Genomic DNA, 18,748 nt, shown 5'->3' on the forward strand with positions numbered 1-18,748 from the left:
AGCTGCTGTCTTTTTACCATCTCTTGCTCAGCCGCGAAACTCATCCCGACCGCGGTACACAGCCTTGGCGCCCAGTTGCTCTTCGATGCGCAGCAGCTGGTTGTATTTGGATACACGGTCAGAGCGGCACAGCGAGCCGGTCTTGATCTGGCCGGCGGCGGTACCCACGGCCAGGTCGGCGATGGTCGAGTCCTCGGTTTCACCGGAACGGTGCGAGATCACCGCGGTGTAGCCGGCGGCCTTGGCCATCTGGATGGCTTCGAGGGTTTCGGTCAGCGAGCCGATCTGGTTGAACTTGATCAGGATCGAGTTACCGATGCCCTTCTCGATGCCTTCCTTGAGGATCTTGGTGTTGGTGACGAACAGGTCGTCGCCGACCAGTTGCACCTTCTCGCCGAGCTTGTCGGTGAGAATCTTCCAGCCAGCCCAGTCGGACTCGTCCAGGCCGTCTTCGATCGAGATGATCGGGAAGCGCTCGGTCAAGCCCTTCAGGTAGTCGGCAAAGCCTTCGGCGTCGAACGACTTGCCTTCGCCAGACAGGTTGTACTTGCCTTCCTCGTAGAATTCGCTGGCAGCGCAGTCCAGCGCCAGGGTCACGTCGGTGCCCAGTTTGTAGCCTGCATTGGCCACGGCTTCGGCGATGGCCGACAGGGCATCTTCGTTGGAGGTCAGGTTTGGCGCGAAGCCGCCTTCGTCACCCACGGCGGTGTTCAGGCCACGGGCCTTCAGTACAGCCTTGAGGTGATGGAAGATCTCGGTGCCCATGCGCAGACCGTCGGAGAAGGTCTTGGCGCCGACCGGCTGAACCATGAACTCCTGGATATCAACGTTGTTGTCGGCATGCTCGCCGCCGTTGATGATGTTCATCATTGGCACCGGCATCGAGTACTGGCCCGGAGTGCCATTGAGGTTGGCGATGTGCGCGTACAGCGGCAGGTCCTGGTCCTGGGCGGCGGCCTTGGCGGCGGCCAGGGACACGGCGAGGATGGCGTTGGCGCCCAGCTTGGCCTTGTTCTCGGTACCGTCCAGTTCGATCATGGCGCGGTCGAGGGCTTTCTGGTCCGCAGGGTCCTTGCCCAGCAGCAGGTCGCGGATCGGGCCATTGATGTTGCCGATGGCCTTCAGGACGCCCTTGCCCATGTAACGGCTCTTGTCGCCATCACGCAGCTCGAGCGCTTCGCGCGAGCCGGTGGAAGCACCGGACGGCGCGCAGGCGCTGCCGATGATGCCGTTGTCGAGCAGTACATCGGCTTCCACGGTGGGGTTGCCACGCGAATCGAGAACTTCACGACCTTTGATGTCGACGATTTTTGCCATTGTTGTAAGCACTCCAGGAATTGACGAAAACAACTGCAGCTTTGGGAAATTCGGGCCGTTCACCCGGCGGATTTGCAAAGGGCAGACCGGGTGGAGGCAGCCCCCGACCGGCTGGTCAGGGGTGGAACGGGCGGTACTTTACCCGAGAAAACAGCTTTTATGCGGTTTCTACCGTCGGAAAACTCTTCACCAGGTCATCGAGCTGCTTGAGCTGGGTCAGGAACGGCTCCAGCTTGTCCAGGCGCAGGGCACATGGACCGTCGCACTTGGCGTTGTCCGGATCAGGGTGAGCCTCGAGGAACAGCCCGGCCAGGCCCTGACTGATGCCAGCCTTGGCAAGGTCGGTGACCTGCGCGCGGCGGCCGCCGGCGGAATCCGAACGGCCACCCGGCATCTGCAGGGCGTGGGTCACGTCGAAGAACACCGGGTACTCGAACTGCTTCATGAGGCCGAAGCCGAGCATGTCCACCACCAGGTTGTTGTAGCCGAAGCTCGAACCACGCTCGCAGAGGATCAGCTGGTCGTTACCGGCTTCCTCGCACTTGGCCAGGATGTGCTTCATTTCCTGGGGCGCGAGGAACTGCGCCTTCTTGATGTTGATCACCGCGCCGGTCTTGGCCATCGCCACCACCAGGTCGGTCTGGCGCGACAGGAAGGCCGGCAGCTGGATGATGTCGCAGACCTTGGCGACGGCCTCGGCCTGATGGGGCTCGTGCACGTCGGTGATCACCGGGACATTGAAGGTCCGTTTGATCTCTTCGAAAATCTTCATCCCCTCTTCCAGGCCTGGGCCGCGGAAGGAGGAGACGGACGAGCGGTTGGCCTTGTCGAAGCTGGCCTTGAACACGTACGGGATGCCGAGCTTTTCGGTAACGCGCACGTACTCTTCGCAGACCTTCATGGCCAGGTCACGGGACTCGAGCACGTTGACGCCGCCGAACAGTACGAACGGCTTGTCGTTGGCGATCTCGATGTTACCGACGCGGATGATCTTCTGGGTCATGGAGTCAGGCCTTGTTCTTCTGTGCCAGTGCCGCCTTGACGAAACCGCTGAACAGCGGATGACCGTCACGCGGGGTGGAGGTGAACTCGGGGTGGAACTGGCACGCCACGAACCATGGATGGTCCTTGGACTCGACCACTTCGACCAGCGCGCCGTCGCCGGAGCGGCCAGACACCTGCAGGCCGGCTTCCATCATCTGCGGCAGCAGGTTGTTGTTGACCTCGTAGCGGTGACGGTGACGCTCGACGATCACGTCCTTGCCGTAGCAGGCATGCACTTTGGAGCCGCTGGAGATCTGGCATTCCTGGGCGCCCAGGCGCATGGTGCCACCCAGGTCGGACGTTTCGGTACGGGTCTCGACGGCGCCGGTGGAGTCGGCCCACTCGGTGATCAGGCCCACGACCGGGTGGCCGCTGTTGCGGTCGAACTCGGTGGAGTTGGCGTCTTTCCAGCCCATCACGTTACGGGCGAACTCGATGACCGCCACCTGCATGCCGAGGCAGATACCCAGGTACGGGACCTTGTTCTCGCGAGCGTACTGCACGGCAGTGATCTTGCCTTCGACACCGCGCAGGCCGAAACCGCCCGGGACCAGGATCGCGTCGACGCCCTCGAGCAGGCCGGTGCCCTGGTTCTCGATGTCTTCGGAGTCGATGTAGCGCAGGTTGACCTTGGTGCGGTTGCTGATACCGGCATGGCTCATCGCTTCGATCAGCGACTTGTAGGCATCGAGCAGCTCCATGTACTTGCCGACCATGGCGATGGTGACTTCCTGCTCCGGGTTGAGCTTGGCATCGACCACCGCGTCCCACTCGGACAGGTCGGCGCTGCCGCACTGCAGGCCGAAACGCTCGACGACGAAATCGTCCAGGCCCTGGGAATGCAGGATGCCCGGGATCTTGTAGATGGTGTCGGCGTCTTCCAGCGCGATCACCGCACGTTCTTCAACGTTGGTGAACTGGGCGATCTTGCGGCGCGACGAGCTGTCGATCGGGTGATCGGAACGGCACACCAGCACGTCCGGCTGCAGGCCGATGGAGCGCAGCTCCTTGACCGAGTGCTGGGTCGGCTTGGTCTTGGTCTCGCCGGCGGTGGCGATGTACGGCACCAGCGTCAGGTGCATCAGCATCGCGCGCTTGGCGCCGACTTCGAAACGCAACTGGCGGATGGCTTCGAGGAACGGTTGCGACTCGATGTCGCCCACGGTGCCACCGATTTCGACCATGGCCACGTCGGCATCGCCCGCGCCCTTGATGATGCGGCGCTTGATCTCGTCGGTGATGTGCGGGATGACCTGGATGGTCGCGCCCAGGTAGTCACCACGACGCTCCTTGCGCAGCACGTGCTCGTAGACGCGGCCGGTGGTGAAGTTGTTGTTCTGGGTCATGGTCGTGCGGATGAACCGCTCGTAGTGGCCCAGGTCAAGGTCGGTCTCGGCACCGTCGTGGGTGACGAAGACTTCACCGTGCTGGAACGGACTCATGGTACCCGGATCGACGTTGATGTACGGGTCCAGCTTGAGCATGGTGACCTTGAGCCCCCGCGCCTCCAGGATGGCCGCCAGGGAGGCCGAGGCAATGCCTTTCCCCAATGAAGAAACAACACCGCCCGTGACGAATATGTAGCGCGTCATGAAAAACCCTAGAAGTCTGCGTTAAAGCGGCCAGCGCCGCCAAGATAAGCGAAGGAAGGCCGAAGCCCCCGATCACCAGCGTCAATCACAGTGCACCTTGAAAAACTGCCGCGTCTGGACAGACCGGGGGTCGTTGACCCGGCATGGAGCTCGCTAAACATTTTTAGAAATTCGCCCAGCAAAGAACTGCTTGGTAATCGGCAACTCCCGTGATTTCGAGGAAAGCACAGAAGCTGTATCAAGAAGGGAGCGTAGTCTACCCGAATGTGCCTTTCATCTCAAACCTTGCGCGCTGGTCGGCGCTTGCCAGTGCAGTTGCCATTGACCCTGGCTGAGGGCCGGCAGGTTGCCGACGGCCAGCAGCCGATCGCCCTGGAACAGCAGCGGCAGACGTGCGCGAACGAACTGCGGCACCTGCGATTCGTTGAGCAGGCGCTTGAGATCGCGGTGCCCTCGCCCCTCCATCCGCAAACACTCGCAGCCCTGACGATAGCCTATGTGCAGCGGGCCCTGAGGCAGATTGCCGCTGAGCCGCACACTGCCGTTGCCCGGCAGCGCCAGCGGGACGTCAGCGTCGGTCCAGGGAACCGGGCCTGCCGGCGCCCTCAGCCAGTCGCCAGCCAGCCACCAGAGGCGTTGCTGACTGCGCTGCAACTGGCCGTCGGTCAGCCGCCACAGCGGCTGGGCATCATGGGCGGCGTCGCGCAGGGCCTCCCAGCCAGCCCAGTGCCGGCTGTCAGGCAGCCGGGTACGCCCGGCCAGCCACGATTGCAGGGCGTTGCGCTGACGGGCTGGCGACAGCAGCGCCAAGGCCGGAAGGTCCAGCGAGTCCAGGCCCAGCCAGTCGAACGGGCTCGCGCCGCGGGCCTGGTCGAGGTCGTCTCGGGCCAGTTCGTCCAGCAGCGCCAGTGCCTCGCCCAGGTGCTCCGCGCTGCGCGCGATATTCTGCGTCGCCTGGGGCCAGCGTTGCTGGATCACCGGCACCACATGATGGCGCAGGTAGTTGCGGGCATGCACGGTATCGGCGTTGGAGGGGTCTTCGATCCAGCGCAGGCCATGGGCGTCGGCGTACGCTTGCAGCTGCGCCCGCGACAGGCCCAGCAGCGGTCGCGCCAGGCTACCCTGCCCCAACGATCGCTCGCCTGGCATGCCAGCCAGCCCGCGCACCCCTGCGCCTCGCAGCAGATGCAGCAGCAGGGTCTCGGCCTGATCGTCACGGTGCTGGCCGGTGAACAGCACCGCGCCCGGGACCATCGCGTTGACGAACGCGGCATAACGGGCGTTGCGGGCGGCTTGCTCGAGGCTGGCGCCGGGGGCGACCTGGACGTGGATCACGCGCAATTCGATACCGAGCTCGCCGCACACCTGCTGGCAATGGGCAGGCCAGTCGTCAGCAGCGGGTTGCAGGCCGTGATGAACATGCAAGGCATGGATCGGAGGGGCATCGTGGTGACGCCGGTGATGCGCGAGGAGGTGCAGCAGGACAGTGGAGTCGAGCCCGCCGGAAAAGGCGATGTACCAGGCGGGAGCGCCGAGCCAGGGGGTGAGGTTGATCATGGGAGGACCTCGGTGGAGCGATGCAAGGTCCACCCGGACAGCGTCCACGGAGATGAGCCGTTCAGGCCCACCCCCATGGGGCCTGAATTACAGGCCGTAGCTCATCAGGCGGTCGTAACGGCGCTTGAGCAGCGCGTCATGGTCGAACTTGTCGAGCATGTCGAGCTGCTGGAGCAGTTCAGCACGGATGCTCTCGGCCATGACCGCCGGGTTGCGGTGGGCGCCGCCCAGGGGCTCGCCGATCACCTTGTCGACGATGCCCAGGCTGCTCAGGCGCTCGGCGGTGACGCCCATCGCTTCGGCGGCATCAGGGGCCTTCTCGGCGGTCTTCCACAGGATCGACGCGCAGCCTTCAGGCGAAATCACCGAGTAGGTCGAGTACTGGAGCATGTTCAGCTGGTCGCAGACACCGATCGCCAGCGCGCCGCCCGAGCCACCCTCACCGATCACGGTGGCGATGATCGGGGTCTTCAGGCGCGCCATCACACGCAGGTTCCAGGCGATGGCCTCGCTCTGGTTGCGCTCTTCGGCGTCGATGCCAGGGTAGGCGCCAGGTGTGTCGATGAAGGTCAGGATCGGCATCTTGAAGCGCTCGGCCATTTCCATCAGGCGGCACGCCTTGCGATAGCCTTCCGGACGCGGCATGCCGAAGTTGCGGCGAACTTTCTCGCGCACTTCACGGCCCTTCTGGTGGCCGATGACCATGACCGCACGGCCGTCGAGACGGGCGGTGCCCCCCACGATCGCCGCGTCGTCGGAGAAGTGACGGTCGCCGTGCAGCTCTTCGAACTCGGTGAAGATGTGCTGCAGGTAGTCCAGGGTGTACGGGCGGCGCGGGTGACGGGCCAGGCGGGCGATCTGCCAGCTGGTCAGGTTGCCGAAGATGCTTTCGGTCAGTGCGCTGCTCTTGTCTTGCAGACGGCCAATCTCATCGCCGATGTTCAGCGAATTGTCGTTACCAACCAGGCGAAGTTCTTCGATCTTGGCTTGCAGGTCAGCGATCGGCTGTTCGAAATCCAGGAAATTCGGGTTCATAGGCATCCGTCTAGGGTCGACGGCCAGGCGGCCGGCCGGTTGATCCGTTTGGCGCCCTACCTTAAGGGATCAGGCGCATTCAGGTCGAGATTAAAAATTCATCGATATTGCAAAAAGACGTTCTCACGTCCGAACTGGTCACGCAGCGCCTGAATCAGGCCATCCGCCGGATCGATTCGCCAGGTCTCGCCGAACTGCAGCATGGCCCGGGCATCGCTGCCAGTGTACTCAAGCGTGATCGGGCAGGCGCCGCGGTGACGGGTGAACAACTCGCCCAGCCAGTTGAGACGGTCGCCCTTGAGCGCATCGCGGTGCACCTTAAGGCGCAGGCTCTCGGCGAGGTTGGTGCGGGCATCCTCCATGCTCATCACCCGCTTGACCCGCAGGCGCAGGCCGCCGGAGAAGTCATCATTGCTGACCTCGCCTTCGACCACCACCATCGCGTCGGTCTGCAGCAAGGCCTGGGCAGCCATGAAGGAGTCGGCGAACAGCGAAGCCTCGATCCTCCCTGAGCGGTCGTCGAGGGTGACGAAGCCCATCTTGTCGCCCTTCTTGTTCTTCATGACCCGTAGGGCAATGATCATCCCCGCCACCGTCTGGGTGTCGCGCGCAGGCTTGAGGTCGATGATGCGCTGGCGGGCGAAGCGGCGGATCTCGCTCTCGTACTCGTCGATCGGGTGACCGGTGAGGTACAGGCCCAACGTGTCCTTCTCGCCGCGCAGGCGCTCCTTGAGGGTCAGCTCGCGGGCCTTGCGATGGTTGCCGTAGACATCGGCGTCCGCTTCCACGAACAGCCCGCCAAACAGGTCGGCGTGGCCACTGTCGGCGGTTCGCGCGGTCTGCTCGGCAGACTTGATCGCTTCTTCGAGGGCGGCCAGCAGCACCGCGCGGTTGGTGTCGATGTTGGCCTGGTAGGCCTTGATCTCGTCGAAGAAGAACGGCCCGAGACGATCCAGCGCGCCGCTTCGGATCAGCGCGTCAAGGGTGCGCTTGTTGATGCGCTTGAGGTCGACACGGGCACAGAAGTCGAACAGGTCACTGAACGGCCCGCCCTGGGCGCGCGCCTCGACGATCGCCTCCACCGGGCCCTCGCCCACGCCCTTGATCGCGCCCAGGCCATAGACGATGCGGCCATCTTCGTTGACGGTGAACTTGTATTCGGAGTTGTTCACGTCCGGTGCATCGAGGCGCAGCTTCATGTTGCGCACTTCCTCGATCAGCACCACCACCTTGTCGGTGTTGTGCATGTCCGCGGAAAGGACCGCGGCCATGAACGGCGCCGGGAAGTGGGTCTTGAGCCAGGCGGTCTGGTACGAGACCAGGCCGTAGGCGGCCGAGTGGGACTTGTTGAAGCCGTAGCCCGCGAACTTTTCCACCAGGTCGAAGATGTTGCCTGCCAGGTCCCCATCGATGCCGTTGTTCGCGCAGCCTTCGATGAAGCCGCCGCGCTGCTTGGCCATCTCCTCGGGCTTCTTCTTGCCCATGGCCCGGCGCAGCATGTCGGCGCCACCCAGAGTGTAGCCGGCCATGACCTGGGCGATCTGCATCACCTGTTCCTGGTACAGGATGATGCCGTAGGTCGGCGCCAGCACCGGCTGCAGACCGTCGTACTGGTAGTCGGGATGCGGATAGGCCAGCTCGGCGCGGCCGTGCTTGCGGTTGATGAAGTCGTCCACCATGCCCGACTGCAGCGGGCCTGGGCGGAACAGTGCCACCAGTGCGATAAGGTCTTCGAGGCAGTCGGGCTTGAGCTTCTTGATAAGCTCCTTCATGCCGCGCGATTCGAGCTGGAACACGGCCGTGGTCTCGGCGCGCTGCAACAGGTCGTAGGTCTTCTTGTCATCGAGCGGGATGAAGTCGATGTTCAGGTCGTCGAGGCCCTGCTTGGCCTGCTCGCGGTTGATGGTCTCCATCGCCCACTTGATGATGGTCAGGGTCCGCAGGCCGAGGAAGTCGAACTTCACCAGGCCCGCCGCCTCGACGTCGTCCTTGTCGAACTGGGTCACCAGGCCGCCGCCTTCCTCATCGCACGCGATCGGCGAGAAGTCGGTCAGCTTGGTCGGCGCGATCACCACGCCGCCGGCGTGCTTGCCGGTACCACGGCAGACGCCTTCGAGCTTGAGCGCCATGTCCCAGATCTCGCGGCCGTCCTCGTCGCCCTTGAGAAAGTCGCGGAGCACCTCTTCCTGCTCGTAGGCTTTCTCGAGGGTCATGCCCACTTCAAAGGGGATCATCTTCGACAGGCGGTCGGCCAGGCCATAGGACTTGCCCTGGACCCGCGCCACGTCGCGCACCACCGCCTTGGCCGCCATGGTGCCGAAGGTGATGATCTGGCTCACGGCGTTGCGGCCATAGGCGTCGGCCACGTACTCGATGACGCGGTCGCGGCCGTCCATGCAGAAGTCGACGTCGAAGTCGGGCATCGAGACCCGTTCCGGGTTGAGGAAGCGCTCGAACAGCAAGTCGTAGGCCAGCGGGTCGAGGTCGGTGATCTTCAACACGTAGGCGACCAGCGAGCCGGCACCCGAACCCCGGCCCGGACCTACCGGCACGCCGTTGTTCTTGGCCCACTTGATGAAGTCCATGACGATCAGGAAGTAACCGGGGAAGCCCATCTGGATGATGATATCCAGCTCGAACTTGAGGCGGTCCAGATAGACCTGGCGCTTTTCCTCGTAGTCTGGCGTGGTTTCCCTGGGCCACAGCACGGCCAGGCGCTCTTCCAGGCCCTCGTGGGACACATGGCGCAGGTAGTCATCGATCCCCATGCCATTGGGGGTCGGGAAATCGGGCAGGAAGTGCTTGCCCAACTGCACCTCGATATTGCAGCGCTTGGCGATCTCGACCGTGTTCTCCAGCGCCTCGGGCAGGTCGCTGAACAGCTCGGCCATTTCCTGCGCGCTTTTCAGGTACTGCTGGTCGCTGTAGTTGCGCGGGCGCCGCGGGTCGTCCAGCACCCGGCCTTCGCCGATGCAGACGCGGGTTTCATGGGCATCGAAGTCGGTCTGCTTGAGAAAACGCACATCGTTGGTCGCCACCAGCGGGGCGCCGAGCCTGTCGGCCAAGGCCACGGCGGCATGCAGGTACTGCTCGTCGCCCGCCCGGTTGGTGCGCTGCACCTCGACGTAGAAGCGGTCGCCGAACATGCTCATCCAGTCGCGCAGCAGCGCCTCGGCCTGTTCGGGGTCGTTGCCGAGCAAGGCCATGCCGATATCACCCTCCCGTGCCGCGGACAGGGCGATCAGCCCTTCGCTGGCCGGGGCGATCCACTCGCGCTCCAGAATCACCAGGCCATTGCGCTGGCCCTCGACCCAACCCCGGGAGATCAGCTCGGTCAGGTTGCGATAGCCCTTGGCATTCATCGCCAGGAAACAGATACGCGACAGCGGTGCGTCAGGGTCGGACCCGGCCAGCCACAGGTCGGCCCCGCAGATCGGCTTGATGCCAGCCCCCATGGCCGTCTTGTAGAACTTCACCAGCGAGCACATGTTGCTCTGGTCGGTGATCGCCACCGCCGGCATGCCCATCCCGGCCAGGGCCTTGGCCAGCGGTTTGATCCGCACCAGGCCGTCGACCAGCGAGAACTCGGAATGCACGCGAAGGTGAACGAAGGAAACCGACATGGATGATCCTATAGCAGCACGAGACAACAAGGCCCGGATTGTACCGGGCCCCGAACAAAACAGCAGCCGCCCTTCGACGGCAAGGTGATACTAGAATTCGAGCAACGACCCGATCAGGCCCTCACGGGCCTCATAGGCGGCCCGTACCGGTGCGAACGAGCGCCGGTGAATGGGAGTGGGGCCCAGCCGCGACAGGGCCTCGAGATGGACCGGCGTCGAATAACCCTTGTGGCCGCCAATACCGTAGCCAGGATAGATCAGCTCGAACGCGCTCATCTCCCGGTCTCGGCTGACCTTGGCCAGGATGGACGCCGCGGCGATCGCCGGCACCTTGCTGTCGCCCTTGATCACCGGCGCCGAAGGCACGGCGAGTTTCGGGCAGCGGTTGCCATCGATCAGCGCAAGCCTTGGGGTGATCGACAATCCCTCGACCGCACGCTGCATGGCCAGCATGGTCGCGTGGAGGATGTTCAGCCTGTCGATTTCCTCGACTTCGGCCCGGGCAATGCAGAAGCTCAGGGCCTTTTCGCAGATTTCCTCGAACAGCAGCTCGCGCCGCGCCTCGGTGAGTTTCTTGGAGTCGTTCAGGCCGAGGATCGGGCGCGCGGGATCAAGGATGACCGCAGCGGTGACCACGGCGCCGCAGAGCGGTCCGCGGCCCACTTCATCGACCCCGGCGACCAGGTCCTCGACCAGGTTGAAGTCCAGTCCCATCTGCATCTAGCGGTCCCCCAGCAGTGCAAGTACCGCTTCGGCCGCCTGGTTGGAGGCGTCGCGGCGCAGGGTTCGATGAATCTGGTCGAAGCCCTCTGTCTGCTGCGCGCCATCGGTCACCAGCGGGGCCAGGGCCTGGGCCAGCGCCTCGCTGGTGGCCGCGTCCTGCAGAAGCTCGGGCACCAGCTGACGCTGGGCGAGCAGGTTGGGCAGCGATACGTAGGGGCTTTTCACCATGCGCTTGAGAATCCAGAAGGTCAGCGGCGCCAGGCGGTAGGCCACCACCATTGGGCGCTTGAACAACAAGGCCTCGAGCGTCGCGGTACCCGACGCGATCAGCACCGCGTCGCACGCGGCCAGGGCCTGGTGCGACTGGCCATCGAGCAAGGTCACCGGGAGGTCGCGTCCCTCCAGCATCTGTTCGAGCTGGGCACGGCGCGTCGGGTTGGCGCAGGGGGACACGAAACGCACCCCCGGCACCATCGCGCGCAAGCGCTCGGCCGTATCCAGGAACAGCGTGCCCAGGCGCCCGACCTCGCCACCGCGGCTGCCCGGCATCAGGGCCACCAGCGGCCCCGGGGGCAAGCCCAGGACGGCCCGCGCTGCCTGCCGGTCGGCATCGAGCGGGATGGTGTCGGCCAGCGGATGGCCGACGAACCGCACCGGCACGCCCTGTTCTTCATAGAACCTGGCTTCGAACGGCAGCAGCGTGAGCATCAGGTCGCAGCCTTCGCGGATCTTCAGCACACGCTTCTGCCGCCACGCCCATACCGACGGACTGACGTAATGCACGGTCTTGATGCCGGCCTTGCGCAGCTGCAGCTCGATATTGAGTGTGAAGTCCGGAGCGTCGATACCGATGAAGACGTCCGGCTTCTCGGCCAGCAGGGTCTGGACCAGGTCCTTGCGCCGCTTGAGCAGCTCGCGCAGTCGACCCAGCACTTCGACCAGGCCCATGACCGCCAGGCGCTCCATGGGGAAGTAGGATCGCAGGCCCTCGGCCTCCATCAGCGGGCCGCCGACGCCGATGAACCGCACCTGCGGGTGGCGCGCCTTCAAGGCGCGCATCAGGCCGGAACCCAGGATATCGCCGCTGGCCTCACCCGCGACCAGGGCTACACAGAGCTCGGCCATGTCAGCGGGTGATGCCGCGGGCGGAGGTCTGGACCGACTGCAGGAAGAGGTCGACTTCGCTGTACTGGCCGGCAAGCTCGCCCAGCTCGCTGACCGCCTCCTCGACCGTCAGGCCTTGGCGATAGACGATCTTGTAGGCACGACGCAGGGCCTGGATGACCTCGTCGCTGAAACCACGGCGACGCATGCCTTCGAAGTTCATGCTGCGCGCCTCGGCCGGGCTGCCGAACACGGTCACGAACGCCGGAACGTCCTTGCCGATCGCCGTGCCCATGCCCGAGAAACTGTGCGCGCCGATATGGCAGTACTGGTGCACCAGCGTGAATCCGGACAGGATCGCCCAGTCGCCCACGTGCACATGGCCGGCCAACGCGGTGTTGTTGACCAGGATGCAGTGGTTGCCGATGACGCTGTCGTGCCCGATATGGGCGTAGGCCATGATCAGGTTGTGATCGCCCAGGGTGGTTTCGGAACGGTCCTGCACGGTGCCACGGTGAATCGTGACGCCTTCGCGGATCACGTTGTGGTCGCCGATGACCAGGCGCGTCGCCTCGCCCTTGTACTTGAGGTCGGGGGTATCTTCGCCAATCGAGGAAAACTGGTAGATGCGATTGTGCTTGCCGATTCGGGTCGGCCCCTTGAGCACCACATGCGGACCGATGACAGTGCCTTCCCCGATCTCGACATCAGGGCCAACGATCGACCAAGGGCCGACCTCGACACCCTCGGCCAGCCTGGCCGAGGGGTCGATGATCGCCCGAGGATCAATCAAATTCATAGCTTGCGTTCCGCGCAGGTGATTTCAGCCGAGCAGACTGGCTTGCCATCGACCAGCGCCCTGCAGGCGAACTTCCAGATGGTGCTCTTGCGCCCGATGAACTGGGCTTCGAGGACCAGCTGGTCGCCTGGGACCACGGGCTGGCGGAAGCGCAGCTTGTCGGAGCCACAGAAGTAGTACAGGGTGCCGTCGGCCGGTTTGGCGTCGAGCATCTTGAATCCGAGAATACCGGCCGCCTGGGCCATGGCCTCGATGATCAGCACGCCCGGCATCACGGGATGCCCGGGGAAGTGGCCATTGAAGAACGGCTCGTTGATGCTGACATTCTTGTAGGCACGAATGCTCTGGGCCTCGAAGTCCAGCTCCACTACCCGGTCCACCAGCAGGAACGGGTAACGGTGAGGCAGGTATTCGCGAATCTCGTTGATGTCCATCATTTCGGGGGGAAGCCTGTAGTAAGAATAGTGAGCGCAGCTGCTGACCAGGCGCTCCTTTTGCAAATCCAGAGAGGGCCAGCTAGCAACTGTTCACTCTTGCTCAGGAAATGGTATCAGCCTTCTGATGAGGGCTGGCCACCTGAGGTCACGGTGTCGACACGTTTTTCCAACTGCTGGAGGCGCTTGGCCATCTCGTCGAGTTGGCGAATCCGCGCGGCACTCTTGCGCCAATCGGCCAACGGCTGCATGGCCGTACCGGAAGAATAGGCGCCTGGCTCGGTGATCGACCGGGTAACCATGGTCATCCCGGAAACGAACACGCCATCACAGACATCGATGTGACCGACCATGCCGACACCGCCGGCGATGGTGCAATGCTTGCCGATTCGGGTACTGCCCGAGATACCGACACAGGCCGCCATGGCCGTGTGGTCACCGATCTGCACGTTGTGGGCGATCTGGATCTGGTTGTCGAGCTTGACCCCGTCACCGATCCGCGTGTCCGCGAGAGCTCCGCGGTCAATGGCGGTATTAACGCCGATTTCAACGTCATCCCCGATGACCACGCCACCAATCTGCGCGATCTTGCGCCAGATGCCTTTCTCGTTGGCAAAGCCGAAGCCCTCGCCGCCGATGACCGCACCTGACTGGATCACCACGCGCGCACCAATGCGCACATCGTGGTAAAGGGTAACCCGCGGTGCCAGCCAGCCACCCTCGCCGACAACGCAACGCGCGCCGATGAAGCAGTGGGCACCGATGGTCACGCCCGGACCGATCCGCGCGCCACTCTCGATCACCGCGAACGGCCCAACGCACGCAAGGGGATCCACCTGGGCGTCCTGGGCAACCACGGCGCTGGGATGAATACCCGCCACAGCCTTGGGCTTGGGATCGAACAGGTGAGAGATGCGTGCGTAGGCCAGGTACGGATCGGGCACGATCAGCGCGTTGCCGGCGAAATCGTCGGCATCGGCGGCCTTGAGCAGCACCGCCGCGGCATGGGTGGTGGCCAGGTACTTGCGGTACTGGGGGTTGGCAAGAAAGCTCAACTGCCCTGCCCCGGCCTCCTGCAAGGTGGCCAGGCCAGTGATTTCCAGCGTCTCGGGACCCTTGAGGGTAGCGCCGAGCGCTTCGGCCAGCTGGCCGAGCGTCATGGTCAGGGTCATGATCAGCGAGCTTGGTTCATGCGCTCGATGACCTGGCGGGTGATGTCGTACTGTGGCTTGACATCAATGACCGCACCGCGCTCCAGCACCAGGTCGAAGCCGCCTTTCTTGATCACTTCCTCGACAGCGCCATCCAGCTTGGGCTTGAGCTGCTTGAGCATGTCACGGTCGGCAACGGCCTTGGCTTCGTTCAGTTCCTTGGACTGGAACTGGAAGTCACGGGCTTTCTGCTTGAATTCCAGCTCCAGGCGCTCGCGCTCCTGCTGGTTCATCTTGTCGCCGCCCTTGATGATGCGGTCCTGGATGCTCTTGGCGCTGCCCTCGAGGGTCTTCAGCTTGGTCAGCTGCGGGCCGAATTTCTTCTCGGCATCGACCGCGTACTTCTTGGCGGCGTCCGACTCGAGCAGTGCCATCTGATAGTTCAGCACGGCGACCTTCATTTCGGCGAAAGCCGGGGTGGCGACCAGCGCCGCGGCCACGACGGCCAGTTTGATCAAGTTACGCACGATGCACTCCTAGAGAATCCGTTGTCGATTGCATGGGGCAGACCTCAGAAGGTCTGGCCCAGAGAGAATTGGAACACCTGGGTATCGGCTTCGTCCGGCTTCTTGACCGGCATCGCCAGGCTGAAGCTCAACGGGCCCAGGGCGGTGATCCAGGTCACGCCAAGACCAACGGAGCTGGCCAGGCCGCCCAGGCCGACCTTCTCGCAGTCAGGCTGGGAGCCGCAGTTGGTATCGAACACGTTACCCACGTCCCAGAAGACCGAGGTGCGCAGCGAACGCTGGTCCTTGACGAACGGCAGCGGGAACAGCAACTCGACACCGCCCTGGACGAGCACGTTGCCGCCGAACGGCAGCGGGTCCTGGTCCGGGTCGCGAATGGTGCCAGGGTTAGTACCAGTACTCGGCGTACTGCGTGGACCCAGGCTGCTGTCCTTGAAGCCACGTACCGAGTTGAAGCCACCGGCGTAGTAGTTCTCGTAGAACGGCAGGCCCGAGGTCGAACCATAACCATCACCGTAGCCCAGCTCGGTGTGCAGGCGCAGGGTGTAGTCGTTGTTGATCGGCTTGAACAGCTGGCCACGGTAGTCGAGCTTGAAGAACGACAGGTCGCTGCCCGGCGTGGTCGCTTCAAGCGTCAGGCTCTGGGAGTGACCCCGGGTTGCCAGCACGCCCTTGTTCAGGGTCGACTCGGACCAGCCGGCCGACGCCTTGAAGTTCAGGTAGTCCTCGCCTTCCTGATTGACGAAGTCGAAGATCTCGTCGACGGTGTAGCGGCCGGTCTTGATTTCGTCATGCTGCACGGTCAGGCCGAAGGTCAGGCGCGAGGTCTCGCTGATCGGGTAACCGACGCTGACACCGGCACCCAGGCTGTCGACCGCGTAGCTTGCCACGTCGACGTCGAGGTCGTCGTAGTCGGTGCTGCGGTAGAAGGCGTTGTAGCCCAGGCTGACGCCATCGGCGGTCCAGTAGGGGTCCACGAAGCCGAAGTTGTACCGGGTCTGGTATTCGCTTCGGGTCAGGCCGATGGACACCTTGTTACCGGTACCGAGGAAGTTGTTCTGGCTGATCGAACCACCCAGGATCAGGCCGGCGCTCTGGGCGAAACCGACACTGGCGGTGATCGAGCCGGACGCTTGCTCCTCGACGCTGTAGTTGACGTCGACCTGGTCGTCGGTGCCTGGCACCGGCGGGGTCTCGACGTTGACTTCCTTGAAAAAGCCCAGACGCTCGAGGCGGGTCTTGGACTGGTCGATCAGGTAGGTCGACGCCCAGCCGCCTTCCATCTGGCGCATCTCGCGGCGCAGCACTTCGTCCTCGGACTTGGTGTTGCCGCGGAAGTTGATGCGGTTGACGTAGGCACGCTTGCCCGGATCGACGACGAACATGATGTCGACGGTGTGATCCTGCTCGTTGGGCTGTGGCACGCCGTTGACGTTGGCGAAGGTATAGCCTTCGTTGCCCAGGCGACGGGTGATCAGCTCGGAGGTGGTGGTCATCACCTTGCGCGAGAACACCTGGCCCGGCTGCACCAGCAGCAGCGACTTGACCTGGTCCTCGGGCACCTTGAGGTCACCGGACAGCTTCACGTCGCGGACGGTGTATTTCTCGCCCTCGTTGATGTTCACGGTGATGTAGACGTGCTTCTTGTCCGGGGTGATCGACACCTGGGTGGACGCGATGTCCATGTTGATGTAGCCGCGGTCCAGGTAGTAGGAACGCAGGCGTTCCAGGTCACCGGAAAGCTTTTCGCGGGCGTACTTGTCGTCGTTCTTGAAGAACGACAGCCAGTTGGTGGTCTTGAGCTCGAACAGGCTGGCCAGGTCGTCATCGCTGAAGACGTTGTTGCCCACCACGTTGATGTGCTGGATCGCGGCAACGGTGCCTTCGTTGATGTTGATCTTCAGGCCCACGCGGTTGCGCGGCTGCGGCACCACCTCGGCGTTGACCTCGGCCGAGTAGCGGCCCTGGGCGACGTACTGGCGTTGCAGCTCGTTGCGCACGCCCTCGAGGGTGGCCCGCTGGAAGATCTCGCCTTCGGCCAGGCCCGATTGCTTCAGGCCCTTCATCAGGTCTTCGGTGCTGATCGCCTTGTTGCCTTCGATCTCGATGCTGGACACCGACGGACGTTCGACTACGTTGATGATCAGGATGTTGCCATCACGGCTCAGCTCGATGTCCTGGAAGAAGCCGGTCTTGAACAGCGAACGGGTGGATTCCACCAGACGGCGGTCATCCGCCTCGTCACCGACGTTCAGGGGCAAGGCGCCGAACACGCTGCCGGCGGAAACCCGCTGCAGGCCGTTGACGCGGATATCGGAGATGGTGAAGGACTCGGCGTGAACTTCAGCGATCATCAGTGCGGAGAGGACCGCAGTTAGCAGCAGACGTTTCATGAAGTCCTTTTTTATTCCAACTGGCAATAAACAACCCCGCCGCCAGGGGGCGGCAGGTTCGTAATTGAGCGAAGCGTTAAAGACGACCCAGATCGTTGATCAGGGCAAGCAACATCACCCCTACGACCAAACTGATACCGATCTGGACCCCCCAACCTTGCACCCGATCGGACAGCGGACGACCGCGGGCCCATTCGATCAGGTAAAACAGCAAATGCCCCCCATCCAGTACAGGAATGGGCAACAAGTTAAGAACTCCGAGGCTTATGCTCAGGTAGGCAAGGAAATTCAGGAAATCCCCAACGCCGGACTGGGCTGAAGCGCCCGCCACTTTAGCAATGGTTATCGGTCCGCTCAAGTTTTTTACCGAGAGCTCGCCGAAGAGCATTTTCTTCAGCGATTCAAGGGTCAGGATGCTCATGTCCCACGTGCGGGAGAGCCCTTGGCCAACGGCGTCGAGCGGGCCATAGCTCACCTCGCGGAGCATGGTTGCTGGCCATTCGACACCTTTCACCCCTGCCCCCAGATAGCCGCCGGCGGCCTTGCCCTCGCCGCGGCGGGCCAGGGTGACCGGGATATCCAGCACCGCGCCATCACGGTCAATGCGTATCTGGACATTGCTGTCGGCACGCCCGCGCACGCTGTCGACCACCTGCTGCCAGTCGCTCAGCGGCTGACCATCAAGGGCCAGCAGCCGGTCGCCGGATTTCAGACCGGCGGCCGCGGCAGGGCCTTTAGGGTCGATCTCGGCCAGCACCGGGGTAATCGCCGGGCGCCACGGGCGCAGGCCCAGCGACTGGATCGGGTCGGGCTCATCGGCGCCCTTGAGCCAGCTCTTGAGCACCAGCTGATGCTGGCGCTCGGCGCTTGCGCCTTCGTCGCGCACACCGACCTGCAAGGTGCCGCTCTCGCCGAGGCGACGCACCAGCCGCAGGTTGACCGCCGACCAGCCATCGGTGGGTTCGCCATCAATCGAAACAATTTCCTGCCCAGCCGTCAGGCCCGCGGTGGCCGCAAGACTGCCTGGCTCGACCGCGCCAATGATCGGACGGATCTGCTGGGTGCCCAGCATTGCCAGCAACCAGAAGAAGACGATGGCCAGGAGAAAGTTGGCAATCGGGCCCGCCGCGACGATCGCGATGCGCTGGCCGACGGTCTTGCGGTTGAAGGATTGCCCGGCCAGTGCCGCCGGAACATCGCCTTCACGCTCGTCGAGCATCTTGACGTAGCCGCCCAAGGGGATTGCCGCGACCACGAACTCGGTGCCATGGCGGTCATGCCAGCGCAGCAGCGGCGTGCCAAAGCCTACCGAGAACCGCAGCACCTTGACACCACAGCGCCGGGCGACCCAGAAGTGGCCAAACTCGTGAAAGGTGACCAGCACGCCCAGTGCAACCAGGGTGCCGATGATCATGTAGAGCGCAGTCATGTCTTTCTCCAAACGATGTT

The 18,748-nt window shown here is 63.6% G+C and carries 14 protein-coding genes; all 14 read right to left on the minus strand.

Annotated features, from left to right (window positions below):
* Positions 1-27: 27 nt before the first annotated feature.
* Complete coding sequence (gene eno / locus VJS90_RS14735; RefSeq protein WP_324122380.1) at positions 28-1,317, minus strand: phosphopyruvate hydratase; 1,290 nt, start codon at positions 1,315-1,317, stop codon at positions 28-30.
* Between the two features lie 157 nt (positions 1,318-1,474).
* Positions 1,475-2,320, minus strand: coding sequence for a 3-deoxy-8-phosphooctulonate synthase (gene kdsA, locus VJS90_RS14740; RefSeq protein WP_324122381.1), 846 nt, complete (start codon positions 2,318-2,320; stop codon positions 1,475-1,477).
* Between the two features lie 4 nt (positions 2,321-2,324).
* Positions 2,325-3,953 carry a CTP synthase gene (locus VJS90_RS14745; protein ID WP_324122382.1) on the minus strand — a complete coding sequence of 543 codons (1,629 nt, stop codon included), beginning with the start codon at positions 3,951-3,953 and terminating at the stop codon, positions 2,325-2,327.
* A 273-nt stretch (positions 3,954-4,226) separates the two neighbouring features.
* Positions 4,227-5,510: a tRNA lysidine(34) synthetase TilS gene (tilS, locus tag VJS90_RS14750; RefSeq protein ID WP_324122383.1), complete on the minus strand. Its 1,284-nt coding sequence runs from the start codon at positions 5,508-5,510 to the stop codon at positions 4,227-4,229.
* A gap of 87 nt (positions 5,511-5,597) precedes the next feature.
* Positions 5,598-6,545: an acetyl-CoA carboxylase carboxyltransferase subunit alpha gene (locus tag VJS90_RS14755; RefSeq protein ID WP_324122384.1), complete on the minus strand. Its 948-nt coding sequence runs from the start codon at positions 6,543-6,545 to the stop codon at positions 5,598-5,600.
* Between the two features lie 98 nt (positions 6,546-6,643).
* Positions 6,644-10,168, minus strand: coding sequence for a DNA polymerase III subunit alpha (gene dnaE / locus VJS90_RS14760; RefSeq protein ID WP_324122385.1), 3,525 nt, complete (start codon positions 10,166-10,168; stop codon positions 6,644-6,646).
* Positions 10,169-10,258: 90 nt separating this feature from the next.
* Positions 10,259-10,888 (minus strand): ribonuclease HII, encoded by a 630-nt coding sequence (rnhB, locus tag VJS90_RS14765; protein WP_324122386.1) that lies wholly within the window; start codon positions 10,886-10,888, stop codon positions 10,259-10,261.
* Positions 10,889-12,016, minus strand: a complete 1,128-nt coding sequence (gene lpxB / locus VJS90_RS14770; RefSeq protein WP_324122387.1) for a lipid-A-disaccharide synthase — start codon at positions 12,014-12,016, stop codon at positions 10,889-10,891.
* Position 12,017: 1 nt separating this feature from the next.
* Positions 12,018-12,794, minus strand: coding sequence for an acyl-ACP--UDP-N-acetylglucosamine O-acyltransferase (gene lpxA, locus VJS90_RS14775; RefSeq protein WP_324122388.1), 777 nt, complete (start codon positions 12,792-12,794; stop codon positions 12,018-12,020).
* On the minus strand, positions 12,791-13,231 hold the full coding sequence (gene fabZ, locus VJS90_RS14780) for a 3-hydroxyacyl-ACP dehydratase FabZ (RefSeq protein WP_324122389.1): 441 nt from the start codon (positions 13,229-13,231) through the stop codon (positions 12,791-12,793). Before fabZ ends, lpxA begins: the two co-directional genes overlap by 4 nt.
* A gap of 113 nt (positions 13,232-13,344) precedes the next feature.
* Positions 13,345-14,400 (minus strand): UDP-3-O-(3-hydroxymyristoyl)glucosamine N-acyltransferase, encoded by a 1,056-nt coding sequence (gene lpxD, locus VJS90_RS14785; RefSeq protein WP_414704944.1) that lies wholly within the window; start codon positions 14,398-14,400, stop codon positions 13,345-13,347.
* A 2-nt stretch (positions 14,401-14,402) separates the two neighbouring features.
* Complete coding sequence (locus tag VJS90_RS14790; RefSeq protein ID WP_414704945.1) at positions 14,403-14,840, minus strand: OmpH family outer membrane protein; 438 nt, start codon at positions 14,838-14,840, stop codon at positions 14,403-14,405.
* A 110-nt stretch (positions 14,841-14,950) separates the two neighbouring features.
* Positions 14,951-17,299 carry an outer membrane protein assembly factor BamA gene (bamA, locus tag VJS90_RS14795; protein ID WP_324122391.1) on the minus strand — a complete coding sequence of 783 codons (2,349 nt, stop codon included), beginning with the start codon at positions 17,297-17,299 and terminating at the stop codon, positions 14,951-14,953.
* Positions 17,300-17,375: 76 nt separating this feature from the next.
* Complete coding sequence (rseP, locus tag VJS90_RS14800) at positions 17,376-18,728, minus strand: RIP metalloprotease RseP (RefSeq protein ID WP_324122392.1); 1,353 nt, start codon at positions 18,726-18,728, stop codon at positions 17,376-17,378.
* Between the last annotated feature and the right edge of the window lie 20 nt (positions 18,729-18,748).

This window comes from Pseudomonas sp. (assembly GCF_035277045.1).
Classification (GTDB): domain Bacteria; phylum Pseudomonadota; class Gammaproteobacteria; order Pseudomonadales; family Pseudomonadaceae; genus Aquipseudomonas.